21 protein-coding genes and 3 tRNA genes are annotated in these 22,384 nt (G+C 61.2%); 14 read left to right on the plus strand and 10 right to left on the minus strand.

Translation table 11 applies throughout. From position 1 onward, the window contains the following. The first annotated feature begins 107 nt into the window (after window positions 1–107). Both ACJ8J1_RS18935 and ACJ8J1_RS18940 read left to right on the plus strand, forming a co-directional pair. On the plus strand, window positions 108–1,733 hold the full coding sequence (locus ACJ8J1_RS18935; RefSeq protein WP_122004267.1) for a methyl-accepting chemotaxis protein: 1,626 nt from the start codon (window positions 108–110) through the stop codon (window positions 1,731–1,733). A gap of 303 nt (window positions 1,734–2,036) precedes the next feature. Beyond that, window positions 2,037–2,381, plus strand: a complete 345-nt coding sequence (locus ACJ8J1_RS18940; RefSeq protein ID WP_025305007.1) for a DUF4156 domain-containing protein — start codon at window positions 2,037–2,039, stop codon at window positions 2,379–2,381. A gap of 87 nt (window positions 2,382–2,468) precedes the next feature. On the opposite strand, the gene epmB is transcribed toward ACJ8J1_RS18940, so the two are convergent. Then, window positions 2,469–3,497, minus strand: coding sequence for an EF-P beta-lysylation protein EpmB (gene epmB, locus ACJ8J1_RS18945; RefSeq protein WP_033641609.1), 1,029 nt, complete (start codon window positions 3,495–3,497; stop codon window positions 2,469–2,471). Window positions 3,498–3,539: 42 nt separating this feature from the next. Here epmB and efp point away from each other — a divergent pair, with 42 nt between their 5' ends. The 4 genes from efp to sugE all read left to right on the plus strand — a co-directional run bounded on the left by efp (window position 3,540) and on the right by sugE (window position 5,070). After that, complete coding sequence (gene efp, locus ACJ8J1_RS18950) at window positions 3,540–4,106, plus strand: elongation factor P (protein WP_004929666.1); 567 nt, start codon at window positions 3,540–3,542, stop codon at window positions 4,104–4,106. 70 nt (window positions 4,107–4,176) lie between these two features. Continuing rightward, the gene (locus ACJ8J1_RS18955; RefSeq protein ID WP_004929667.1) at window positions 4,177–4,308 is read left to right on the plus strand and encodes an entericidin A/B family lipoprotein; all 132 of its coding nucleotides are present in this window, start codon (window positions 4,177–4,179) and stop codon (window positions 4,306–4,308) included. A gap of 120 nt (window positions 4,309–4,428) precedes the next feature. Continuing rightward, window positions 4,429–4,560 carry an entericidin A/B family lipoprotein gene (locus ACJ8J1_RS18960; RefSeq protein ID WP_004929668.1) on the plus strand — a complete coding sequence of 44 codons (132 nt, stop codon included), beginning with the start codon at window positions 4,429–4,431 and terminating at the stop codon, window positions 4,558–4,560. 192 nt (window positions 4,561–4,752) lie between these two features. Then, window positions 4,753–5,070, plus strand: a complete 318-nt coding sequence (gene sugE, locus ACJ8J1_RS18965; protein ID WP_033641610.1) for a quaternary ammonium compound efflux SMR transporter SugE — start codon at window positions 4,753–4,755, stop codon at window positions 5,068–5,070. Here sugE and blc read toward each other — a convergent pair. From blc to frdA, 5 genes are all read right to left on the minus strand, one after another. After that, the gene (blc, locus tag ACJ8J1_RS18970; protein ID WP_033641611.1) at window positions 5,064–5,597 is read right to left on the minus strand and encodes an outer membrane lipoprotein Blc; all 534 of its coding nucleotides are present in this window, start codon (window positions 5,595–5,597) and stop codon (window positions 5,064–5,066) included. The genes sugE and blc overlap by 7 nt on opposite strands. Window positions 5,598–5,681: 84 nt before the next feature. Further along, window positions 5,682–6,041: a fumarate reductase subunit FrdD gene (gene frdD, locus ACJ8J1_RS18975; protein ID WP_033641612.1), complete on the minus strand. Its 360-nt coding sequence runs from the start codon at window positions 6,039–6,041 to the stop codon at window positions 5,682–5,684. Between the two features lie 12 nt (window positions 6,042–6,053). Then, window positions 6,054–6,446: a fumarate reductase subunit FrdC gene (frdC, locus tag ACJ8J1_RS18980; RefSeq protein ID WP_025305010.1), complete on the minus strand. Its 393-nt coding sequence runs from the start codon at window positions 6,444–6,446 to the stop codon at window positions 6,054–6,056. A 14-nt stretch (window positions 6,447–6,460) separates the two neighbouring features. After that, entirely contained in the window at window positions 6,461–7,195 is a 735-nt protein-coding gene (locus tag ACJ8J1_RS18985; protein ID WP_004929676.1) for a succinate dehydrogenase/fumarate reductase iron-sulfur subunit, read from the minus strand. Then, complete coding sequence (frdA, locus tag ACJ8J1_RS18990) at window positions 7,188–8,984, minus strand: fumarate reductase (quinol) flavoprotein subunit (protein ID WP_033641613.1); 1,797 nt, start codon at window positions 8,982–8,984, stop codon at window positions 7,188–7,190. Before frdA ends, ACJ8J1_RS18985 begins: the two co-directional genes overlap by 8 nt. 385 nt (window positions 8,985–9,369) lie before the next feature. On the opposite strand from frdA, the gene epmA reads away from it, so the two are divergent. Further along, window positions 9,370–10,347, plus strand: coding sequence for an elongation factor P--(R)-beta-lysine ligase (epmA, locus tag ACJ8J1_RS18995; protein ID WP_004929681.1), 978 nt, complete (start codon window positions 9,370–9,372; stop codon window positions 10,345–10,347). Between the two features lie 70 nt (window positions 10,348–10,417). On the opposite strand, the gene mscM is transcribed toward epmA, so the two are convergent. The 3 genes from mscM to rsgA form a co-directional block, all read right to left on the minus strand. Further along, entirely contained in the window at window positions 10,418–13,765 is a 3,348-nt protein-coding gene (gene mscM / locus ACJ8J1_RS19000; RefSeq protein ID WP_033641615.1) for a miniconductance mechanosensitive channel MscM, read from the minus strand. Between the two features lie 13 nt (window positions 13,766–13,778). After that, window positions 13,779–14,672: an archaetidylserine decarboxylase gene (asd, locus tag ACJ8J1_RS19005; protein ID WP_033641616.1), complete on the minus strand. Its 894-nt coding sequence runs from the start codon at window positions 14,670–14,672 to the stop codon at window positions 13,779–13,781. Window positions 14,673–14,748: 76 nt separating this feature from the next. Next, window positions 14,749–15,798: a small ribosomal subunit biogenesis GTPase RsgA gene (gene rsgA, locus ACJ8J1_RS19010; protein ID WP_033641617.1), complete on the minus strand. Its 1,050-nt coding sequence runs from the start codon at window positions 15,796–15,798 to the stop codon at window positions 14,749–14,751. A 245-nt stretch (window positions 15,799–16,043) separates the two neighbouring features. Between rsgA and orn the strand changes: the two genes are divergently transcribed. The 4 genes from orn (at window position 16,044) to ACJ8J1_RS19030 (ending at window position 17,129) form a co-directional block, all read left to right on the plus strand. Further along, on the plus strand, window positions 16,044–16,589 hold the full coding sequence (gene orn, locus ACJ8J1_RS19015) for an oligoribonuclease (protein ID WP_033641618.1): 546 nt from the start codon (window positions 16,044–16,046) through the stop codon (window positions 16,587–16,589). A 192-nt stretch (window positions 16,590–16,781) separates the two neighbouring features. Next, window positions 16,782–16,857, plus strand: a tRNA-Gly gene (locus ACJ8J1_RS19020). A gap of 66 nt (window positions 16,858–16,923) precedes the next feature. Further along, window positions 16,924–16,999, plus strand: a tRNA-Gly gene (locus ACJ8J1_RS19025). A 54-nt stretch (window positions 17,000–17,053) separates the two neighbouring features. Beyond that, a tRNA-Gly gene (locus tag ACJ8J1_RS19030) sits at window positions 17,054–17,129 on the plus strand. A 311-nt stretch (window positions 17,130–17,440) separates the two neighbouring features. On the opposite strand, the gene queG is transcribed toward ACJ8J1_RS19030, so the two are convergent. Further along, on the minus strand, window positions 17,441–18,580 hold the full coding sequence (gene queG, locus ACJ8J1_RS19035) for a tRNA epoxyqueuosine(34) reductase QueG (RefSeq protein ID WP_046688096.1): 1,140 nt from the start codon (window positions 18,578–18,580) through the stop codon (window positions 17,441–17,443). Between queG and nnr the strand changes: the two genes are divergently transcribed. The 3 genes from nnr to amiB are packed head-to-tail and all read left to right on the plus strand — an operon-like array spanning window position 18,579 to window position 22,378. Further along, window positions 18,579–20,093, plus strand: a complete 1,515-nt coding sequence (gene nnr, locus ACJ8J1_RS19040) for a bifunctional ADP-dependent NAD(P)H-hydrate dehydratase/NAD(P)H-hydrate epimerase (protein ID WP_033641620.1) — start codon at window positions 18,579–18,581, stop codon at window positions 20,091–20,093. The genes queG and nnr overlap by 2 nt on opposite strands. A 10-nt stretch (window positions 20,094–20,103) precedes the next feature. After that, window positions 20,104–20,574: a tRNA (adenosine(37)-N6)-threonylcarbamoyltransferase complex ATPase subunit type 1 TsaE gene (gene tsaE, locus ACJ8J1_RS19045; RefSeq protein ID WP_025305017.1), complete on the plus strand. Its 471-nt coding sequence runs from the start codon at window positions 20,104–20,106 to the stop codon at window positions 20,572–20,574. A gap of 7 nt (window positions 20,575–20,581) precedes the next feature. Continuing rightward, window positions 20,582–22,378 (plus strand): N-acetylmuramoyl-L-alanine amidase AmiB, encoded by a 1,797-nt coding sequence (gene amiB, locus ACJ8J1_RS19050; RefSeq protein WP_033641621.1) that lies wholly within the window; start codon window positions 20,582–20,584, stop codon window positions 22,376–22,378. Window positions 22,379–22,384: the final 6 nt, after the last annotated feature.

Here is a 22,384-nt window from a genome sequence, read left to right on the forward strand (position 1 = left end):
TTGCATTATTTTGCTTTTACCCTAAACCGTTGTCGTTTCGTACCGATATAGCCCTTACCGAGCGGGGAATTTCCCCTCGCCGGTGTGACTGTCAACGGAGACGACTTATGCTGAAAAATATGAAAATAGCCACCTGGCTGATGTTGATGCTGTTGCTGCTGGGCTTGATGCCCATGGGAACCGGCGCCATCGCCTTCTATTTCATGCAGCAAAACGGCCACAGCATCGACAGGATGAGCACCTTCTCCGACGAGGAAGCGGCGCTGAACCGCAGTTGGCGTGCTTTGCTGCAAACGCAGACGCTGATCGACAACATGGCGTTCGAGCGCTGGGCGCAGACCAGCAGAGCCGATATTCAACAGGGTATCGATGAGGCGCGCGGTGAGCTGCGCAGCGCCGACGTCGCTTTCAATCTGTTTTGGGAGACGCCGGGCCTGACGGTATCGCGCCCGGATCTGGGCGAGGCGATGAAAAAGGTCTATCTGGCGCAGCAGGCGGTGCTGAAGCAAGAACTGACGCTGTTGGCCGACACGCCGCAGGCGGCGCTGATCGAGCGGCTGCACGCCATGGCGGCAGAGAAGCGCCAGGTGCGCCAGCGGCTGGATAACCAGTTTGCCGACTACATGCGGGCCACGGTGGCCGCCCACCGTCTGGCAGTGGAAGAGGCGGAGCAGACCCAAAAAGTCTTCGCCCGTCTGCTGAGCGGCACCCTGGCGGCGATCCTGCTGCTGCTGGTCGCCGTGCAGCGTGATTTCCGCCGGCGCTTGATTCTGCCGCTGCGCCAGATCGCCGAACACTTGCAAAAGGTTGGGCGCGGCGATCTACGCAGCGAGATCGCGGTACGCAACAACAATGAGATCGGCATGCTGTTCGCCAGCCTACGCGCGATGCAGCAGGAGCTGAGTGCCACCGTGCAGCAGGTGCGTGACGGTGTGGAGTCGATCAACCACGGTACGCACGAGATCGCCGTCGGCAACGCCGATCTCTCCAGCCGCACCGAAGAACAAGCCAGCGCGCTGACGGAAACCGCCGCCAGCATGGAGCAGATTACCGCCACGGTGCGGCAAAACGCCGATAACGCCACTCAGGCCGCCGGCATGGTCAATCAGACCGCCGCCATTGCCCGCAACGGCGAAACGCTGATGGCCAGCGCGGTCGACAAGATGCGGGCGATCAACGACAGCGCGCGTCAGGTGGGGGATATCACCAGCGTGATCGACGGCATCGCCTTCCAGACCAACATTCTGGCGCTGAACGCCGCCGTCGAGGCCGCGCGTGCCGGGGAGCAGGGGCGGGGTTTTGCGGTGGTAGCCGGCGAAGTGCGCAATCTGGCGCAGCGCTGCGCGACTTCGGCCAAGGAGATCAGCGGTCTGGTCGACGGCGTAACCGGCGATATCGCCGCCGGCGTGCGGCTGGTGGAACAGGCGGGCGAGACGATGAATGCCATCGTCGGCTCGGTGAACCAGGTGACGTCGCTGATGGATAACATCTCCTATGCGTCGGAAGAGCAAAGCAAAGGCGTCGAGCAGGTCGGGGTGGCGGTGACCCAGATGGATCAGGTGACCCAGCAGAACGCCGCGCTGGTGGAGGAGGTGGCGACCACCGCCGTCGGCGTGGAGGAACAGGCGGCCCTGCTGGCGCAGGCGGTGGCGGTATTCAAACTGGCGGAGGGGGAACCGCGTCAGGGCGAAGAGCAGGCGCAGCCATCGGCGGCCGTTGCCGGTTGGGTATAACGCCGCCGCACTGTATTTGATGATATTTTTGCCGCCCGGGGCGATTTAGCTGGTAAACTGGTAAGTCATCAGCTGTCGCTCAAGACGTTGGCCCGCTCGCGCGGCAACGGATGCTTAAGAGATGGCATCGCTTTCTGATATACCCTATGAATTTCAAGTTGTAGCTAGGCGGCCAGCTCGTGAGTCCCCAGGCGCTTACTTGAGTAAGTAACTGGGGTGAGCGAGTGCAGTCAACAACGCTACAGCTTGAAAGGCGACGGGTAGAAGATTTTGCGTAATTCTCAACATCGAATGGGGAACAAGATGCGGATTAAAGCCTTACTGGGTCTTTCGGCAGCGATGCTGCTGGCGGGTTGCAGCACCACTCATGAACTGACCGCTGCGGGTCAGCAGATCAAGTTCACCGACAGCAAGCCGGCGGCGGAATGCCAGCTGCTGGGGGAAGTGACCGGCACCCAGAGCAACTGGCTGTCCGGCAACGGCGGTGAAGGCAGCTCCATGCGCGGTGCGGCCAACGATCTGCGCAACAAGGCAGCGGCGATGGGCGGCAACGTCATTTACGGCGCCAACAGCCCAAGCCAGAACCTGCTCTCCAGCTTCGCGCCGCTGGACAGCAAAATGGTCGGCCAGGTTTACAAGTGCCCGTAAGGCGCTGAGGCCTAACGCCGCGAAGAGATAAAAAAGAGGAATGCCACGGCATTCCTCTTTTCGTTTCGTCGAGCCCTGTGGCGCGCGTCACTCCTGCATCAGGCGCAGGTCGATCGGCGTTTTGCTCGGTTCGCCGCCTACTTCACGCGTCAGGCGCGGCACCAGATAACCGGACACCTTGCTCAGCAGCGCCTGCATGATGACGCGCGCTTCATCGTCGCTGACCATGAAATGCGCCGCGCCCTGCACTTTGTCCAGCACGTGGATGTAATAGGGCAGGATGCCGGCGTCGAACAGCGCGTTGCTGAGCGCCGCCAGCGTATCGGCATCGTCGTTGACGTCGCGCAGTAGCACGCTCTGGTTGAGCAGCGTGACGCCGGCGAGGCGCAGCTGGGCCATGGCGTTCTGCAGCTTGCGGTCGATTTCGTTGGCGTGGTTGATGTGGGTGACCATCAGCACCTGCAGGCGCGAGGCCGACAGCAGGCGGCACAGCGCCGGCGTAATGCGCGCCGGGATCACCACCGGCAGACGGGTGTGAATGCGCAGGCGTTTCAGATGCGGGATGGCCTCCAGCTCGCCGACCAGCCACTCCAGCTCGCTGTCTTTGGCCATCAGCGGATCGCCGCCGGAAAAAATGATCTCGTCCAGTTCCGGGTGTTGGCGGATATAATCCAGCGCCTGCCGCCAGTTGTTCTTGTTGCCCTGATTATCTTGATAGGGGAAGTGACGGCGGAAACAGTAACGGCAGTTGACCGCACAGCCGCCTTTGACCAGCAGCAGCGCGCGATTGCGGTATTTGTGCAGCAGGCCCGGCACCACGCTGCGCTGTTCATCCAGCGGATCGGTGGTGAACCCTGGGGCGTTGATGAACTCCTCTCTGGCGGTCAGCACCTGGCGCAGCAGCGGGTCGTTGGCATCGCCGGGGCGCATGCGCGCAGCGAAGGCGCGCGGCACGCGCAGGGCAAACAGCCGACGGGCATCGCGCCCCTGCGGCAGTTCCGGGTGCGTATTCAGTGACAAAAGCTGCAGTAATTCATCGGGATCGGTAATAACATCGGCGAGTTGATGCAACCAATCTTCTCTATGTGCCGTACTTTGGGTTATAATGTGTGCCATTTTTTTGGCTAAGCTACCAGTTCAAATATTCAGAGGGCCATCATGGCGACTTATTCTAGCAACGATTTCCGTCCGGGTCTTAAAATCATGTTCGAGGGCGAACCTTACGCCGTCGAAGCCAGTGAGTTCGTTAAGCCGGGCAAAGGCCAGGCGTTCGCGCGCGTGAAAATGCGCCGTCTGCTGACCGGCACCCGCGTGGAAAAAACCTTCAAGTCTACCGATTCTTGCGAAGGCGCAGACGTGATGGACACCAACATGAACTACCTGTACAGCGACGGTGAGTTCTACCACTTCATGCACCCTGAGTCTTTCGAACAGCATCAGGTTGACGGCAAAACCGTCGGCGACGCGGCCAAATGGCTGCAGGATAACGCAGAGTGCATCATCACCCTGTGGGATGGCCGTCCAATCGCCGTTCAGCCGCCGAACTTCATCGAAGCGGAAATCACCGATACCGATCCTGGCCTGAAAGGCGATACCGCAGGGACTGGCGGCAAGCCGGCTACCCTGAGCACCGGCGCCGTGGTTAAAGTGCCGTTGTTCGTCCAGATCGGCGAAGTGATCAAGGTTGACACTCGCTCTGGCGAATACGTCTCTCGCGTCAAGTAAGTTTCAAAACAGAGGAACCCCCGCGGTTCCTCTGTTTTATCCCATCCCCGTTCGTTGGCAGAAAATCCGCATGTTCAAGAAAACGCTGTTGGCCGTGCTCTCCCTGTTGTTCCTTTTCTCCCTCAGCAGTTGCAATACGTTTCGCGGTTTCGGCGAAGACGTTCAGCATCTCGGCGGCGCTATCTCCCGCACGGCCAGCTGATCCCGCCTTTAACCCGATGTATTTGCGCCACAAAGCCGGTCACGATCCCACACCCTCCGTCAATTTTGACTACGCTTAGAAAGCCGTACTTTTTCATCAACGACAAATAAGGACTTTCTTATGCTGAAGAAAAGTATTATCGCGATCTTCTCTTTGATGATTTTGAGCTCGCTGACCGCCTGTAATACCACCCGCGGTGTGGGTGAAGACATTCAGGCCGGCGGCAAGGCTATTCAGCGCAGCGCGGAATAATCCGCATTCCACCCGGCGGCGTTCCGGCTGCGGAGAGCCGCCACATTTCTATCCCTTGCCTGAGCGTTAACGCTGCTGCTATCCTGCCGCAGTGCGGGTGAGGTTACCCGTCATGCATCACCTCGCTAAACGGGACGACCCGTTTACGCGTCATTTTATCGGGGACGACCCCAGTGGTAGGGAGGCCGTCTCATGGCCTGGATTATTCTGCTTATCGCCGGTTTGCTCGAAGTGGTTTGGGCTATCGGTCTGAAATACACCCACGGTTTTACCAGGCTGACGCCGAGCATCATCACCATCGCCGCGATGGTGGTCAGCATGTTGCTGTTGGCCAACGCTATGAAAACGCTGCCCGCCGGCACCGCCTACGCGGTGTGGACCGGCATCGGCGCGGTGGGCGCGGCCATCATGGGCATGGTGCTGTTGGGCGAATCGACCAATATCGCGCGCATCATCAGCCTGTGCCTGATCGTGGTCGGCATACTCGGGCTGAAGTTCAGCAGTCAGTGATCGGCGGACTGCTGCACCCAGATCAGCTTGTCGGTGGCGAAACCGTAGCCTTTGGCTGTCTGCAATAAACGGTCGCGCACGGCGGCGTCAAGCGTCGGCGTGCGCGACAGGATCCACAGATAGTCGCGGTTCGGGCCGCAAACCAGCGCGTAGCCATACGCCGGATCCAGGGCAATCACGTTGTAGCCGCCATAGAAAGGGCCGAAGAACGACACTTTCAGCGCCGCGACCTGCGGTGAACCGATAAAGTAGGCTTTGCCTTCGCTTTCTTGCCATTGCTGTTTCTGCGGATTGAAGCCGCGATTGATGACGTTCAGTCCGCCGTCGGCGCGCGGGCTGTAATGGGCGGTCACCTGCTGCAAACCGCGTTCAAAACGATGATCCAGACGTGCGATCTCATACCAGGTGCCGAGATAGCGCTGGCTGTCGAAATTGTTCACGACCTTGATGTCTTTAGGCGGGGAGACGCTGCAGGCGACGGAGAGCAGGGCGGAAAGCATGACGCAAAGCTTTGACCATAAACGCATCGGTGACTCCTGTTTACCGGGGGCGAGTAGACAGTGTAGCCGATGAGAAAAGGGCGGCCAACGGGCGTTGGCCACCCGAGCGGTTTACAGAGTGACGACGCCGATGACGGTGACGACGCTGAGGATTGCCGCCAGACCGTAGAACACCCACTTGCCGGCCGGCACGTGGATCTTCAGATCGTGCATCGCATGGTGGATGCGGTGCAGGCCGCACCACAGCGGCAGAATGATCATCAGCAGCAGGAACAGGCGGCCGATCAGGCTCTGGCAGAACGCCAGCACGCGCTCGTAACCCAGCGCTTCACTGGGGAACAGCCCCAGCGGCAGCAGAATGCCGACCAGCAGTACGATAGCCGGCGCGACGATCGCGCCCCACATGCCGCCGGCGCCGAACAATCCCCAGAAAACCGGCTCGTCGGAGCGTTTAGGTGCTTGATTTATCATGTTTCCTCCGGATTAGAACAGGGCCACGGCCAGGATGACCACGCTGACGACGATCGTGACGGCCCACAGCCCTTTCACGATGGGGCCCGGTCCCATTTTCTCGCTGTTGACCACGATATTGGCGGCCTTCGGCGCCAGATCGAACCAGGTTTTGGTGTGCAGCGCCGCCGCCAGCAATGCGACGACGTTGATTAACAGCACCAGCGGATTCTGCAAGAAACCGACGAAGCCGGCCCAGCTCTCGGCGCCGCCCTTCAGCGCGAACACGCCGTAGAGCAGCACGATGCTGAACCAGACCGCCAGCACCGAGGTGCCTTCGCGCAGCATGTAGAAACGGTAGAAGCCGAGCTTTTGCCACCAGGTGGGCGTCATGGTGCGCACATAGGGCTTACGTTGAGTTGTCATGGCAATTTTCTCCCTTATTGCGGCTTCAACATGGCGATCATGAAGTCTTTGGCGCTCTCCACCTTGCCTTGCTGGATAGCGGCGGCGGGATCGACGTGTTTCGGACAGACTTCGGAGCAATAGCCGACGAAGGTGCAGCTCCAGACGCCGTTTTGGCCGTTGAGCTGCGGCATGCGCTGTTTCTTGCCGTGGTCGCGGTTGTCCAGGTTATAGCGGTGCGCCAGCGTGATCGCCGCCGGGCCGATAAACTCGGGGTTGAGGCCGAACTGCGGGCACGCCGCGTAGCACAGGCCGCAGTTGATGCAGCCGGAGAACTGGTGGTATTTGGCCATCTGTGCCGGAGTCTGCACGTTCGGGCCATCCTCCGGTTTGCGATCGTTGCCGATGATGTACGGTTTGATCGCCTCCAGGCTTTCGATGAAGTGGGTCATGTCGACCACCAGATCGCGCTCGATCGGGAAGTTGCCCAGCGCTTCGACCTTCATGCCGCCGACGTAGTCGCGCAGGAAGGTTTTGCACGCCAGCTTCGGCACGCGGTTGACCATCATGCCGCAGGAGCCGCAGATCGCCATGCGGCAAGACCAGCGGTAGGAGAGGTCCGGCGCCAGGTTATCCTTGATATAGCCCAGCGCGTCGAGCAGCGAGGTCTGTTCGTCGTAAGGCACGGCGTAAGTGACGAAATGCGGCTCGGCGTCGCTTTCCGGGTTATAGCGCATGACGTCGATCTTCAGGGTTTGCATCTCAGCCATTTGCCTGCTCCTTATTCTTTTTCTCCTGCGCTTCGGCTTCTGCGCCGTAGACGCGTTTGGCCGGCGGCAGCTTGGTGATTTTCACGTCGCTGTATTCAAGACGCGGCGCGCCCTGCGGATTGTGGAACGCCAGCGTATGCTTGAGGAAGTTGACGTCGTCACGCTCGGTGCAGCCTTCGTCCAGGCGCTGGTGGGCGCCGCGCGACTCTTTGCGGTTAAATGCGGAGTGCGCCATGCATTCAGCGACGTCCAGACCATAACCCAGCTCGATGGTGTACAGCAGATCGGTATTGAACACGCTGGTGTTGTCGGTGATTTTGACGCGCTTGAAACGTTCTTTCAGCTCGGCCAGCTTATCGATGGTTTTTTGCATCAGCTCCGGCGTGCGGTAGATGCCGCAGCCTTCTTCCATCGACAGCCCCATTTCGTCGCGGATCTTCGCCCAGTTTTCGTTGCCTTCCTGCTTCATCAGGTTGCTCAGGCGGGTTTCGACGTCGCGGGTTTGCGCATCCAGCGCGCTGCCGTTGGCCGGCGCGGTTTCCAGCACGCGGCGCGCGGCGTGTTCACCGGCGACGCGGCCGAATACCACCAGTTCCGCCAGCGAGTTGGAACCGAGACGGTTGGCGCCGTGCAGGCCGACGGAGGAACATTCGCCGACTGCGAACAGCCCTTTGATGCGGGTTTCGCAGTTCTGGTCGGTTTCAATGCCGCCCATGGTGTAGTGCGCGGTAGGGCGCACCGGGATCGGATCTTTCACCGGATCGACGCCGACGTAGGCTTTGGCCAGTTCGCAGATGAACGGCAGCCGCTCCAGCAGCTTTTTCTCGCCCAGGTGGCGCAGATCGAGGTAGACCACGTCGCCGCGCGGGGTGGCGATGGTGCGGCCGGCGCGCCATTCATGCCAGAAGGCCTGGGACACTTTATCGCGCGGGCCCAGCTCCATGTATTTGTTCTTCGGCTCGCCCAGCGGGGTTTCCGGGCCCATGCCGTAGTCTTGCAGGTAACGGTAGCCGTCTTTGTTCACCAGAATGCCGCCTTCGCCGCGGCAGCCCTCGGTCATCAGGATGCCGGAACCGGGCAGGCCGGTCGGGTGATACTGCACGAACTCCATGTCGCGCAGCGGTACGCCGTGGTGGAACGCCATGCCCATGCCGTCGCCGGTAACGATGCCGCCGTTGGTGTTGTAGCGATAAACGCGCCCGGCGCCGCCGGTGGCCATCACCACCGCGTTGGCGCGGATCTGCACGCGGGTGCCTTCCATCATGTTGAGCGCCACCAGGCCGCGCGCCTGGCCGTCATCCACCAGGATATCCAGCACGAAGTGCTCGTCGAAGCGTTGGATTTGCGGGTATTTCAGCGAGGTCTGGAACAGGGTGTGCAGCATGTGGAAGCCGGTCTTGTCGGCGGCGAACCAGGTGCGTTCGATCTTCATGCCACCGAAGCGCCGCACGTTGACCGAACCGTCCGGTTTACGGCTCCACGGGCAGCCCCACTGCTCAAGCTGGGTCATCTCGCGCGGGCACTGATGCACGAAGTGATCGACCACGTCCTGCTCGCACAGCCAGTCGCCGCCGGCGACGGTGTCGTGGAAGTGATAGTCGAAGGTATCGTGATCCTGGGTGACGGCGGCGGAGCCCCCCTCGGCGGCGACCGTGTGGCTGCGCATCGGGTAGACCTTAGAGATCAGCGCGATTTTCAGTTGGGGATTGGCTTCCGCTGCGGCTATTGCTGCACGTAAACCAGCGCCCCCGGCCCCAATAATGGCAAGATCGGCGTTAAAGGTTTGCACTGCATTCCTCCAATGTTCTTGTTAAGAACGGCAAGTTAAATATCTATGCTTAAAATTTAGCGAACTCTTCGGGTGCTAACTAATTGAACCGATTAATGTTGCTTAAAGGTTAAGGATAGATATCTCCCACCAATAATGGGGAATTAACTATACCTAAAGTTAAGTAGTCGAAATTTGATGTGATCGATTGTTTTGTCGATTAACGCTTGCCCGGCAGGCTTGTCTGTTTTTTTGCGCGTTCGGCCGGCTTTACCCTTTTTAACGCGCTTTTGCCGCCCTTTTATCGGAAATTGGCGTTATCGCCGGTTGCGCATCGTGAAGAATTTGTTTGGCTGCAAGGATGCGAGTAGACTGCATCCCCTGTTTGATTTCGGAGTTAATTACCATGAGCGAAACGGCAAGCTGGCAGCCTAGTGCACCCATCGCCAATTTGTTGAAACGCGCAGCGATTCTGGCTGAGATCCGGCGTTTCTTCGCCGATCGTGGCGTGCTGGAAGTTGAGACGCCCACCATGAGCCAGGCGACGGTCACCGACGTTCACCTGTTCCCGTTCGAGACGCGTTTCGTCGGGCCGGGAGCGGCAGAGGGCCTGACGCTATACATGATGACCAGCCCGGAATATCACATGAAGCGCCTGTTGGCGGCGGGCAGCGGCCCGATCTACCAAATGGGGCGCAGCTTCCGCAATGAAGAAGCCGGGCGGCATCACAACCCGGAATTCACCATGCTGGAGTGGTACCGTCCGCACTACGACATGTACCGCCTGATGAATGAGGTGGACGATCTGCTGCAACAGGTGCTGGACTGCGAGAGCGCGGAGACCCTGTCCTATCAGCAGGCGTTCCTGCGCCATCTGGACATCGATCCGCTGTCGGCGGAGAAGGCGCAGCTGCGCGAAGCGGCGGCCAAACTCGATCTGAGCAACATCGCCGATACCGAAGAAGATCGCGATACGCTGCTGCAGCTGCTGTTCACCGTGGGCGTGGAACCGCATATCGGCCGTGAAAAACCGGCGTTCGTGTACCACTTCCCGGCCAGCCAGGCGGCGTTGGCGGAGATCAGCACCGAAGACCACCGCGTGGCGGAGCGTTTCGAGGTGTACTTCAAGGGTATCGAGCTGGCGAACGGTTTCCGCGAGCTGACCGACGGCCGTGAACAACAGCAGCGCTTCGAGCAGGACAACCGCAAACGCGCGGAGCGCGGCCTGCCGCAGCAACCGATCGACTACAACCTGTTGGCGGCGTTGCAGCACGGCATGCCGGAGTGTTCCGGCGTGGCGCTGGGCGTGGATCGTCTGGTGATGCTGGCGCTGGGCGCCGAGAGCCTGAGCGACGTATTAGCCTTCCCGGTCGGGATCGCCTGACGTTTCAGGCGGCGAAAAAGCAAAAAGGGGGTCGGCATTTGCCGACCCCCTTTTTTATCGCGAGAAGCGCTTATAGCCCCCCGGCGTCGCGCTTGGTGTTCGGCGCCGGCGTGGACGGCGGCGTGCGGCCGTTGTTGGTTAGCCGCGACAGCGTCTCGGTACGCACCTGGAACGGCGGGTACGGCAGCGTGATGCCGTGCTCGCGGTAGCCCGCCAGGATCAGCTGGTGGATCTCATGGCGCAGCGGCATACGGTGGCCCATCTCGGCGGCGTAAATACGCATCTCGAAGATCTGAATGCCTTGCTGCAGATCGACCAGATAGACCTCCGGCGCCGGGTTATCCAGCACCAGCGCGCAGCGCTCGGCGGCGTTCATCAGGATCTTGGTCACTTCTTCGCTGTTGGCCTCGCCCGGCGCCGGTACGGTCAGCACCACACGGGTCAGGGTATCCGACAGCGACCAGTTGACGAACTGCTCGGTGATAAACGCTTTGTTCGGCACGATGATCTCTTTGCGGTCCCAGTCCGAGATGGTGGTGGCGCGGGTATTGATCTTGGTGACGGTGCCGGTCAGGTTGCGGATCGTCACGGTGTCGCCGATGCGGATCGGTTTCTCGAACAGGATGATCAAGCCGGAGATGAAGTTGGAGAAGATCTCCTGCATGCCGAAGCCCAATCCCAGACTGAGCGCGGTAACCACCCACTGCAGTTTCGACCATTCGATGCCGATCCAGGCGAAGCTGAGCACCGCGCCGAACAGCAGCAGCAGGTACTTGGTGATGGTGGTGATGGCGTAGCCGGTGCCTGGGGACAGATCCAGGTGCTGCAGCACCGCCAGCTCCAGCAGCGCCGGCAGGTTGCGCACCAGCTGCATGGTGATGATCAACACCAGAATGGCGATCAGAACCGCGCCGAGGGTGATCGGATGGGCGGTTTCCACGCCGTTCACCGTTGAGGTTACGTCCCACAGCGAGATGTTTTCCAGGAAGGCGAACGCGGAGTGGATCTCCGACCACAGTACGATCACCGACACCAGCGCGATCAGCGTCAGGATCGAACGCACCAGCCGCAGCGACTGGGCGCTGATGGTGTCCAGATCGAAGTCCGAATCGTCCGGATCGATGGCGCCTTCGGTGCTGTTCGGGGTATGTGAAGTTTCGTCTTCGCCGCGGGCGCGCTGGGCCAGAATGTCGGCGCGGCGCTGCTTGGCGCGATCGAAGGCGATGCGCCGCCGCTGGATCAACATCCAACGGCGGATGATGTGGTAGACGACCAGCAGCAGGAACCAGATCGCCACCGAAGTTTCCAGACGCGCCAACAGCGCCTGCGCGGTGGTGAGGTAACCGACGGTCGAGGCCAGCGCCGCCAGCAGCGGCGCCGACAGCAGCAGCCCCCAGAAGGCGCTGTTGAGCATGTTGTCGCCGGAGCCGTTTTTATCCAGATACAGCGGAATGCCGGCGCGTTTCAGGCTGTGGGTGACCAGCGCCAGCGCCAGACACAGCAGGATGAAGCACAGCCGCCCCAGGGTGTTGGCGAACTCGCGTTCTTTCAGGCTATCGAAGGTGATCAGCGCCATGATCAGCGGCACGATCAGCCAGATCGACATCTTGTAGTAGCGCATGGCGCGCGAAACCTGCTTCGCCGGCCAGCGGAAGTGCACGATGAACAGCCCCTGCGGGTGGGCGAAGGCGGCGCAGATCATGCAGATCCACAGGATCGGCAGCGTGGCGGTTACCCCTTTGCCGATCGCTTCCGCCACCGGGTAGTTCCAGGCGCTCTGCAGGCCGTAACCGAGCGCGGCCCACAGCACCGGCAGCGGCATCGCCACCAGAATCGACCAGAACACGGTGCGCACCGTCAGGAAGAATTCGTCCTGCGTCACCTTGCCGACGCGGCTGCTCGCGCGCTCGAGGAAGGCGTGGTAGTGCTTGCGCGAGCTGATGCTGAAAATCACCAGCAGCAGGGCGCCGAAGATCGGGATCAGCGTTTCGCGGCTGGTCACCATCATCATGAAGGCGCCGCCGAGTTGAGACAGCGTGTCCAGCGACAGGACGCGCGTCAGATCGTGCGCCACGTTGAGCGGGTAGGAGAAGTTGATCGGATTGACGTCCGGCACCCAGAACAGATAGCGGTGGGTGGCGTCGCGAATTTCGTTCAACGCTTCGATCAGCTGGGTGTTGGCCACCTTCAGCTTGGTCAGCTCGAGGATTTGGGTGTCGCACCCGGATAACAACGAGTTGAGCAGCTCGCGCTGGGTGCGCAGCTGGGCATCGACGATGCGTTGCTCCTGGTTGGTCAGCGCGCTGCCGTCGTCGCGTTTGAATTCGCGCTGCGACAGTTTTTCCAGCTGGTTTTCAAACTGCAGGCGCTGCACGCGCAGCTGGGCCATGTCGCCGTCCAGCTGTTGCGGCTTGGGCATTTCCGGCAGTGTCGCCACCTGGGCGCGCAGGGTTTCCCCCAGCGCCGACGACGAACCGAGCCACTGGGCCTGCTCGATGATGGTGCTCAGCGCCTGGCGCACCTGCAGCGTCTGCGCCGCCGCCTGCCGCTGCTGCGATGAAATCAGATCCATGCGCTGCGCCTGGCTGTTCAGCGCGGCGGACAGTTCGCGGTTGATCTGCAGCTGCTGGCTGATGCTTTTTGGCAAATCGCCGTTCTGCTCGGCTAACTGCTCGGTTTTTTCCAGCGCCAGCTCTGCTTCGCGTTGGCGTTGGGCGTTGAGGTTATTGCGCAGCGCCTGCAGCTGAACGTCTATTTTCTCGTGGCGCTTTTTATAGACCTCGGCGCGCATGCGCGCCAGCTCCTGACGGTTGTTGGCCGACAGCTGCGCCAGCTCCAGCTCGTCCACTTTGGCTTTGCGCGCCGCGGCTTCGGTCTGCAGCAGGGCCAGGGCGGCCTGCGCATACGGCGTGGTCGGGTTGGCGGGCTGCGCCTGCAGGCGGCGCTGCACTTCCGTCAGCGCACGGCGGGCGTCGGTCTGCTGCTGCGGCAGCTGGCCGAGCGAATCGCTGATCTCCCGCGTGCGATCCTGTTCTTGCTGCAGCAGGCGCGCCTGTTCCAGCAGCAGGCTGCTGGTTTGCAGGATCTGCTGTTCCAGCTCGGCGGCCGGCAGATCGTCGCCGTTAGGCAGGATCTTGTTGCTTTCCAGCACCAGCTGACGGCGCAGCTCCTGCGTCATCTTCGGAAAATCGTCGATCACCCTCTGATACTGCTCGGAGCGAGTCTGCGACTCTTTGCGCTCCGTCAGCCAGTTGAGGGCGCTTTGCAGCGCCTCGGTGGTTTCCGCCTGATTCGGCGCGTTTTTGCTGCTTTCCGCCTGCTTCAGCTCCTGTTTGAGCTGGGTCTCGGTCGGCACGGGGGCGGCCAGCGCCGGTTGCCACAGCAGGCAACCGAGCAAAAGCGTGATGAAAAGGCGCACGGCGTCGATTCCTTTAGAGCGGGGTCTGTGGCGTTTCAGCGGCGGCCGGGATTTCGGCGAAGGCTTCACCCATGCGGGTGACGGTGCCGTTATGCAGCTGCGGCGCAAACTGCACGCTGCCTGCGGTAAACAGGTTGATCACCGTGGAGCCGAGTTTGAAACGGCCCATCTCGGCGCCTTTTTCCAGCGCGATGGCGCCTTCTTCGCCGGCGGCCGGGTAGGTCCAGCGCTTGATGATGCCTTCGCGCGGCGGCGTGACGGTGCCGGCCCAGACGGTTTCGATGCTGCCGACGATGGTGGCGCCGACCAGGATTTGCACCATCGGCCCGATGTCGGTGTCGAATACGCAGATCACGCGCTCGTTGCGCGCGAACAGATTAGGCACGTTGGCGGCGGTGAGCGGGTTGACCGAGAACAAATCGCCCGGCACATAGATCATTTCGCGCAGCACGCCGGCGCACGGCATGTGTACGCGGTGATAGTCGCGCGGCGCCAGATAGGTGGTGGCGAACAGGCCGTTGCGGAACGGCTCGGCCAACAGATAGTTGCCGGCCAGCAGCGCTTCGAGGCTGTAGTGGTGGCCTTTGGCCTGGAAGATTTGATCGTCGCGGATCGGGCCGAGCTGGCTGATGGCACCATCGGCAGGCAGCGCCAGCCAGTTGGCGTCGGCGACGATGGGGCGCGCGCCGTCGCGCAGCGGGCGCACGAAGAAATCGTTGAAGGTGGCGTAAGACGCCAGGTCCGGATTTTGCGCTTCCTGCATGTCCACGCGGTAGAAGCGGGCGAAGGTTTTGACCACCAGTTGGGTCAGCCAGCCGGCCCGTTTGTCGGCGCCCCAGCCCGCCAGGCGGGTCAGCGCCAGCTTCGGCAGCCAATATTGCAGTTTAATCTTGATGCTATCCAGCACGTTAACCTCGTGAATCAGGGTAAAGGGCGCGCATTGTAACGAGGGCTCCGCCGTCGTCAATGCTCGCTCGTCAGTGTCAGTCTGCGGCGTCCGTGAAGTTCTTGCGAACCTTCACCTGCGCCATGCTTTCCAGAATACGGTGATAGTTGTCGAACCGCTCTTGCGCGATATCGCCTTTCTCCATCGCCGCGCGAATGGCGCAGCCGGGATCGGTATCGTGGCGGCAGTCGCGGAATTTGCAACCGCCTAAATAATCACGGAATTCGACAAAGCCGCGGGTGATTTGTTCCGGCTCCAGGTGCCACAGGCCAAACTCGCGCACCCCCGGGGAGTCGATCACGTCGCCGCCGTGCTGGAAATGGTACAGCCGCGCGGCGGTGGTGGTATGTTGCCCGAGGCCCGAGACGTCGGAAACCTGATTTACCAGAATTTGCTCTTCAGACGGCGGCAGCAGCGCGTTCAGCAAGCTGGACTTGCCGACCCCGGACTGACCGGCGAAGATGCTGATGCGCCCGGCCAGCGCCTGTTCGAACTCCGCCATGCCTTCCCGCGTTTGGCTGGAGACTTCCAGCACCCGGTAGCCAATCTTGCGATAGATATCCATCATGCCGTCGACCAGCTTGCGCGCTTCGGCGTCCAGCAGGTCAATTTTGTTGAGCACGATCAGCGGCTCGACTTCGAGCGTTTCGCAGGCCACCAGATAACGGTCGATGATGTTCAGTGACAGCTCGGGCAGGATCGCCGACACGATGACGATCTGATTGATATTGGCGGCGATCGGCTTCACGCCGTCATAGAAGTCCGGGCGCGTCAGCACCGAGGTGCGTTCGTGCACCGCTTCCACAATGCCTTTTACCCCTTCATGGGCGCCCAGGCCGGGGCGCCACACCACGCGATCGCCGGTCACCAGCGAACGCAGCGTGCGGCGGATGTTGCAGCGGTGCTGAGTGCCATCCGGCGCCTCAACGTCGGCGTGCATGCCGAAACGGCTGATGACGACGCCTTCCTGCGGCTCGCCCAGCTGGGAATCATCCGGTTCCGGTTTGTTATCGGCGCGCTTCAGACGGCGCTGATGGTTCGCCTGCACGCGGCGTTGCTGACCTTTGGACAGTTTGTTCTTACTCACTGCGCCTCACTTGAATCGGTTTTATACCTTTACGTATACGCACAGCCGCGGCGGGGGACTTGCCCCGGGCGCAGCCTTGAACCCGTCAGGGTATATGTCGCCCATGGCGACCAAAAAGACTATGATACACGCTATTTTATATTAAATAACCGTTGTTAGCCGCCGGCTGCGGCGCGTCGCCATCGGCGGCGGCCGTCGTCTCGTCCGCACAGCGTTTTTCTCTCGGCTTTTAGGCAGGAAACATCATGACAGCAAACGAAAATAACCTGATTTGGATCGATTTGGAGATGACCGGGCTGGATCCCGAGCGTGACCGCATTATCGAGATCGCCACGCTGGTCACTGACGCCAATCTGAACATCCTGGCGGAAGGGCCGGTGATCGCCGTGCACCAATCCGACGAGCAGCTGGCCTTGATGGACGAGTGGAACGTGCGCACCCATACCGGCAGCGGGCTGGTGGAGCGGGTGAAAGCCAGCCGGCAGGACGATCGCGCCGCCGAGCTGGAAACCATCGCCTTCCTGCAGCAATGGGTGCCGGCCGGCAAATCACCGATCTGCGGCAACAGCGTGGGCCAGGATCGCCGTTTCCTGTTCCGCTACATGCCGGAGCTGGAGGCCTACTTCCATTACCGCTACCTGGACGTCAGCACGCTGAAAGAACTGGCGCGCCGTTGGAAGCCGGAAATTCTCGGCGGCTTTAAGAAGCAGGGCACCCATCAGGCGCTGGATGACATCCGCGAATCGGTGGCCGAACTGGCTTATTACCGCGAACATTTCATTCAGCTTTAAGGCGATGGCGGCCTCTGCGGGGAAAAAACGCCGTTTTTAGCCGCTTAATTCGCCAATCTGGCGCTTTAATCGGCAATCAAACAAAAATCGCGTTTTTTTGCTTTCAGGGGCTTGCGACAAAAAGGATTTCTCGTATAATGCGCACCCCGTACCGATGAAGAATTTCGTAACGTTCCACCATCGATACGCCGGGCGGGAATAGCTCAGTTGGTAGAGCACGACCTTGCCAAGGTCGGGGTCGCGAGTTCGAGTCTCGTTTCCCGCTCCAAATTCAACAATGTCGCGATGCGGCATGATGAATAAATAAAGCAGTATCAAGCAGTACCTATGCGACGCGGGAATAGCTCAGTTGGTAGAGCGCAACCTTGCCAAGGTTGAGGTCGCGAGTTCGAGCCTCGTTTCCCGCTCCAAAAATTCAAAGGTCACGCCAGTGTTTGGTGACCGGATGCCAAAAGCATCTCAATGCGGGAATAGCTCAGTTGGTAGAGCACGACCTTGCCAAGGTCGGGGTCGCGAGTTCGAGTCTCGTTTCCCGCTCCAATTTTCTCTTCGTTTCAAACTCAAATCCAACGCCTTATCCGGCGCGGGTTTTTGTCCCGTTTTACACACCTGCTAAAAACGTTGTGAACAGAGTTATCCACAGCCTCTGTACATAAACCCGCCAGCCTGAAAAATCAACGTCATACAAATTAAATATTTATACATTTGATTTATAAGCTTATTTATTTATCCCAAAACGTTATGCCGATCACTTGCTCTTTTTGTTGCAGTTGAAAGACAACGTGTTTTTATTTTTATGCACAAATCCACAGAGTGAGATTTCGGGCGATACGCCCGCGCGGCGCACCCCGTCAGGCATCCCTTGGCAAACCTTTTTCCACAGCCCGTATCAACCGTTTTTTCTGCGCCGTTTGCACCTCGATGCCCTGTGCTTCACGGCGAGCGAGCTGTTGCGCCAGTGCCCAGTGGATATGTTCGTCCAGCATGGCGTCCTGGCCCAAACGCGTGCGCAGCGCGAGCACGATGCTGTCCTCATAAGGCGCATTGCCCAGCGCCACGGCGATATTGCGCAGCCAGCGCAGGTGACCGATGCGGCGTATCGCCGAGCCTTCGGTGATGCGCAGGAATTTTTCTTCCGTCCAACTGAACAGATCGATCAGCTGCGGCGCATGCAGCGCGGCACGCGGGCTGAAATCGTCTTCGTCGGTGAGTTGCGAAAATCGGTTCCACGGGCAGATCAGCTGGCAGTCGTCGCAGCCGTAGATACGGTTGCCGAGCAGCGGCCGGAATTCCTCCGGGATCGCGCCTTCCAGTTCGATGGTCAGATAGGAAATGCAGCGCCGGGCATCGACGGTGTAGGGCGCGACGATGGCCCCGGTCGGGCAAGTGGTGATGCAGGCGACGCAGCGGCCGCACTGCTCTTCCTGCGGCTGATCCACCGGCAGCGGCAGGTCGATCAGCAGTTCGCCGAGGAAAAACCAGGATCCGGCTTCGCGGTTAAGAATTAGTGAGTGTTTACCAACCCAGCCGATGCCCGCCTTGGCGGCCAGCGCGCGCTCCATGACCGGCGCCGAGTCGACAAAGGGGCGGAAATTCAGTTCGCCGCAGTAGGCCTGGATCTGATCGCCCAACTTTTTCAGGCGCTGACGCAACAGCTTGTGATAATCGCGCCCCAGCGCATAGCGGCTGACGTAGCCCAATTGCGGGTTTTGCAGGGTGCTGGCGAACGCCGCCTTGGCCGGCAGGTAGTTCATGCGCACGCTGATCACCCGCAGCGTGCCCGGCAACAGCTCGTGAGGGCGCGCGCGCAGCATACCGTGGCGCGCCATCCACTCCATCTCGCCGTGGTACTGTTTGTCGAGCCAGGCCTGCAGCTTCGGCTCTTCCAGGCTGAGATCGGTATCGCAGATGCCAACCTGCTGGAATCCTAGCGATTGCCCCCATTGCTTGATATGTTGGGCGAGTTGATGGAGATCGAGGGGGTGCGTCATGACGGGCCACAGTGAAAAAGCATACGCTGACAGTTTACCACACTCTGTCTGGCCTGCGGATTGGATCCGTCGTTCGGAACCTGCGGCGGCGGCCTCGCTCGGTCTTTCTCTTTACGATTTAATGCTGTGCGCCGGTCAGGCGGCCTACGTACTGGCGCGCGACACTTATCCCTGCTGCAACCACTGGCTGGTGCTCTGTGGCCACGGCAACAACGGCGGCGACGGCTATGTGGTGGCGCGTTTGGCGAAGGCGGCGGGCGTGCAGGTGACGGTGATCGCCTGCGAAGGCGCACGCCCTTTGCCGCCGGAGGCCGCAGCGGCCCGCGAGGCCTGGCTGGCCGCTGGCGGCGATATTCTGCCGGCGAACAGCCGCTGGCCGGCGTCCGTCTCTCTTATTATCGACGGTCTGTTAGGCACCGGCCTGGGCAGCGCGCCGCGCGCGCCTTACGATGCGCTGATCGAGGCCGCCAACCGCCATTCGGCGCCGGTGGTGGCGCTCGATATTCCGTCCGGGCTGCTGGCGGAAAGCGGCGCGGCGCCGGGCGCGGTCGTGCGTGCCGCGCATACCGTCACGTTCATTGGCCTCAAGCCGGGCTTGCTGACCGGGCAGGCGCGCGACTGGGTCGGGCAACTTCATCAGAATACGCTAGGCTTATCGGATTGGTTGGCGAAGCAACCGGAACAGATTCAGCGGCTTACCGCCGAGGCGTTGCCGCGCTGGCTGCATCCGCGGCGCCCCTGCGCCCATAAGGGCGAGCATGGCCGTCTGCTGCTGGTGGGCGGCGACCGCGGATTCGGCGGCGCCATTCGCATGGCGGCGGAAGCGGCGCTGCGCAGCGGGGCTGGATTGGTGCGAGTGCTTACTCACATTGAGCACGTCGCGCCGCTGCTGGCGGCCAGGCCGGAGTTGATGGCGCAGGCGCTGGACGAGACGACCTTGCGGCAGGCGATGCAATGGGCGGACGTGCTGGTGATTGGCCCGGGGCTGGGCCAGGCTGAGTGGGGCAAAAAGGCCTTGAACGTGCTGCAAACCAGCGATAAACCGGCCTTGTGGGACGCCGATGCGCTGAACTTGCTGGCATTAAATCCCGAGAAACGGCAGAATCGCGTGATGACTCCGCATCCCGGAGAGGCGGCGCGGCTGTTGAGCTGCAGCACTGCCGACATCGAGAGTGATCGCTTACTTGCCGTGCGTAACCTGACGGCGCGCTATGGCGGCGTGGCGGTGCTGAAAGGCGCCGGCACGCTGATCGCCGATGAGCAGGGCCAGATGGCGATCGCCGACGTCGGCAATGCCGGCATGGCCTCCGGCGGCATGGGCGATGTGCTGTCGGGCATCATCGGCGGTTTGCTGGCGCAAAAGCTCTCGCTGTATGATGCCGCCTGTGCGGGCTGCGTCGTACACGGCGCGGCCGGCGATCGCGTAGCGGAAAGACAAGGAACAAGAGGCATGTTGGCGACCGATTTACTGCCGGACATCCTTCATTTCGTTAACCCTGAGTGGGCAAAATAGACTTTATCGAATGAAAGAACTCGTTTTACCTCTGCCGGACGAGGCAGCGACTGTCGCTTTGGGCACCACTTTGGCCAAGGCCTGCGATCGCGCCAGCGTCATCTATCTCTACGGCGACCTGGGCGCCGGTAAAACCACCTTCAGCCGTGGCTTCCTGCAGGCGTTGGGGCATCAGGGCAATGTCAAAAGCCCGACCTACACGCTGGTGGAGCCCTATGCCTTGCAGCCCTTGGCGGTATATCACTTCGATCTGTATCGCCTGGCCGATCCGGAAGAGCTTGAATTTATGGGCATTCGCGATTACTTCGCGCAAGACGCCATCTGCCTGGTCGAATGGCCACAGCAGGGCACCGGCGTGCTGCCGGAGCCGGATCTGGCGCTGCACCTCAGCTATCAGGGCGAGGGGCGAGAGGCGAAGATCGAGGCGATTTCTGCTTACGGCAGCCAGCTGTTAGACCGTATTCATGGATCACAGGGATGATGCTGCAATGACGCATGCGTTGAAAAAATTTGCGGTCATCATGCTGATCGCCGTGCTGGGGCCGCTCGGCGCGTTGAACGCGCTGGCGGCGTCCTCGCTGTCCGATATCAAAGTGTCCAACGCCCAGCGCGAAGCGACGGTGTCGGTGAGCTTCAATGGCCCGCCGGACTACGCGTTTTTCCCGCTGCACGGCCCGGAGCGCGTGGTGCTGGACGTCAACCAGAAAGGCAAGGTCGGCGGGCTGCCGCTCAATTTCAGCGGCCAAAACCTGGTGAAAAGCATTCGCTCCAGCGCGCCGAAAGACGCTCAGAGCGTGCGCCTGGTGTTTGATCTGACTCAGCGCGCTAAAACCCGCGTCTCCACCCGCCAGAACGGCGGCGTGCACACCGTGGTATTCACCCTTACGGCCGAAGGCGGCGTCAATACCGTGGCGCGTAAAGCGCCGGTCCAAACGCCTGCGCCGGTCGCCGTCAGCCAACCGCCGCGTCAGGCGCCGGTCGCGGTGCGTGAAGCGCCGGAGCCGCCGCTGCGCAAAGCGCCGACGGGATCGAATCCCTTTACCAATAAACAGAGCGTTGTCGCGGGCACCGCCACTGAGGTGACGCCACGCAGCAGCCGCGTTTCCGCCGGTTCCGGCGATCGGGTGGTAGTGGCGATTGACGCCGGCCACGGCGGCCAGGATCCGGGCGCCATCGGCCCGAGCGGGTTGAAAGAAAAGAATGTCACTATCGCCATCGCGCGCCGCCTGCAGGCGATGCTGGACGCCGATCCGCAGTTCAAGCCGGTGCTGACACGTAACGGCGACTATTTTATTTCGGTGATGGGGCGTTCCGACGTTGCGCGTAAACAGGGCGCCAACGTGCTGGTCTCCATCCACGCCGACGCCGCGCCAAACCGCAGCGCCAGCGGGGCTTCCGTCTGGGTGCTGTCCAATCGCCGCGCCAACAGCGAAATGGCCGGTTGGCTCGAACAGCATGAGAAGCAGTCCGAGCTGCTCGGCGGCGCCGGCGACTTGCTGGCCAACAGCCAGGCCGACCCTTATCTGAGCCAGGCGGTGCTGGATCTGCAGTTCGGCCACTCGCAGCGCGTTGGCTACGATGTGGCGGTGAAGGTGCTGCAGCAGCTGCAGAGCGTTGGATCGTTGCATAAACGCCGTCCGGAACACGCCAGCCTGGGCGTGCTGCGTTCGCCGGATATTCCATCGTTGCTGGTGGAAACAGGATTTATCAGTAATAGCACGGAGGAGCGGCTGCTGGGCAGTAGCGCGTATCAGGAGAGGATTGCCAAGGCCATTCATAACGGCTTGCGCAGCTACTTCCTGGCGCATCCGCTGCAAGCCGACCCAAAGGTGGAAAACCGACCGCTGGACGTCGCAGCGGCGGTTAACACCTCAACACCAGACGTGCGCCAGCCTGAGCCTATCGTCAGCTCGGCCGGCGTGAGCCGCAGCGTAAGCGGCAAGACCCAGATCCACGTGGTGAAACGGGCGGAGACGCTGTCCGGCATCGCCGACAGCTACGGCACGACCATGGCGGCGCTGCGGGATCTGAACAAACTGAAGAAAGACGGCGTGTGGGTCGGGCAACGCCTGAAGGTGCCGGCGGGGAAAACCGCCGCCGTCACCGCCGTCGCCAAAGCGAAAACGCCGGCGAAGAAGCCGTCTAAACATAAAGTGGCTCGCGGGGACACGCTGTCCTCCATCGCTTCTCGCTACGGGGTCAGCGTCGGCGATTTGAAACGTGTCAATAATCTGAAGTCGGACGTCGCGCCGCTGGATCGGACGCTGACCATTCCGCAGGCCTAGCGCCAC

This window comes from Serratia sp. CY37869, assembly GCF_052168895.1.
Classification (GTDB): domain Bacteria; phylum Pseudomonadota; class Gammaproteobacteria; order Enterobacterales; family Enterobacteriaceae; genus Serratia; species Serratia ureilytica.

Excerpts from the sequence above, each read along its gene's own strand:
- ACJ8J1_RS18935 (WP_122004267.1), top strand. The coding sequence starts at position 108 with ATGCTGAAAAATATGAAAATAGCCACCTGGCTGATGTTGATGCTGTTG.
- ACJ8J1_RS18940 (WP_025305007.1), top strand. The coding sequence starts at position 2,037 with ATGCGGATTAAAGCCTTACTGGGTCTTTCGGCAGCGATGCTGCTGGCG.
- epmB (WP_033641609.1), bottom strand. The coding sequence starts at position 3,497 with ATGGCACACATTATAACCCAAAGTACGGCACATAGAGAAGATTGGTTG.
- efp (WP_004929666.1), top strand. The coding sequence starts at position 3,540 with ATGGCGACTTATTCTAGCAACGATTTCCGTCCGGGTCTTAAAATCATG.
- ACJ8J1_RS18955 (WP_004929667.1), top strand. The coding sequence starts at position 4,177 with ATGTTCAAGAAAACGCTGTTGGCCGTGCTCTCCCTGTTGTTCCTTTTC.
- ACJ8J1_RS18960 (WP_004929668.1), top strand. The coding sequence starts at position 4,429 with ATGCTGAAGAAAAGTATTATCGCGATCTTCTCTTTGATGATTTTGAGC.
- sugE (WP_033641610.1), top strand. The coding sequence starts at position 4,753 with ATGGCCTGGATTATTCTGCTTATCGCCGGTTTGCTCGAAGTGGTTTGG.
- blc (WP_033641611.1), bottom strand. The coding sequence starts at position 5,597 with ATGCGTTTATGGTCAAAGCTTTGCGTCATGCTTTCCGCCCTGCTCTCC.
- frdD (WP_033641612.1), bottom strand. The coding sequence starts at position 6,041 with ATGATAAATCAAGCACCTAAACGCTCCGACGAGCCGGTTTTCTGGGGA.
- frdC (WP_025305010.1), bottom strand. The coding sequence starts at position 6,446 with ATGACAACTCAACGTAAGCCCTATGTGCGCACCATGACGCCCACCTGG.
- ACJ8J1_RS18985 (WP_004929676.1), bottom strand. The coding sequence starts at position 7,195 with ATGGCTGAGATGCAAACCCTGAAGATCGACGTCATGCGCTATAACCCG.
- epmA (WP_004929681.1), top strand. The coding sequence starts at position 9,370 with ATGAGCGAAACGGCAAGCTGGCAGCCTAGTGCACCCATCGCCAATTTG.
- orn (WP_033641618.1), top strand. The coding sequence starts at position 16,044 with ATGACAGCAAACGAAAATAACCTGATTTGGATCGATTTGGAGATGACC.
- nnr (WP_033641620.1), top strand. The coding sequence starts at position 18,579 with ATGACGGGCCACAGTGAAAAAGCATACGCTGACAGTTTACCACACTCT.
- queG (WP_046688096.1), bottom strand. The coding sequence starts at position 18,580 with ATGACGCACCCCCTCGATCTCCATCAACTCGCCCAACATATCAAGCAA.
- tsaE (WP_025305017.1), top strand. The coding sequence starts at position 20,104 with ATGAAAGAACTCGTTTTACCTCTGCCGGACGAGGCAGCGACTGTCGCT.
- amiB (WP_033641621.1), top strand. The coding sequence starts at position 20,582 with ATGACGCATGCGTTGAAAAAATTTGCGGTCATCATGCTGATCGCCGTG.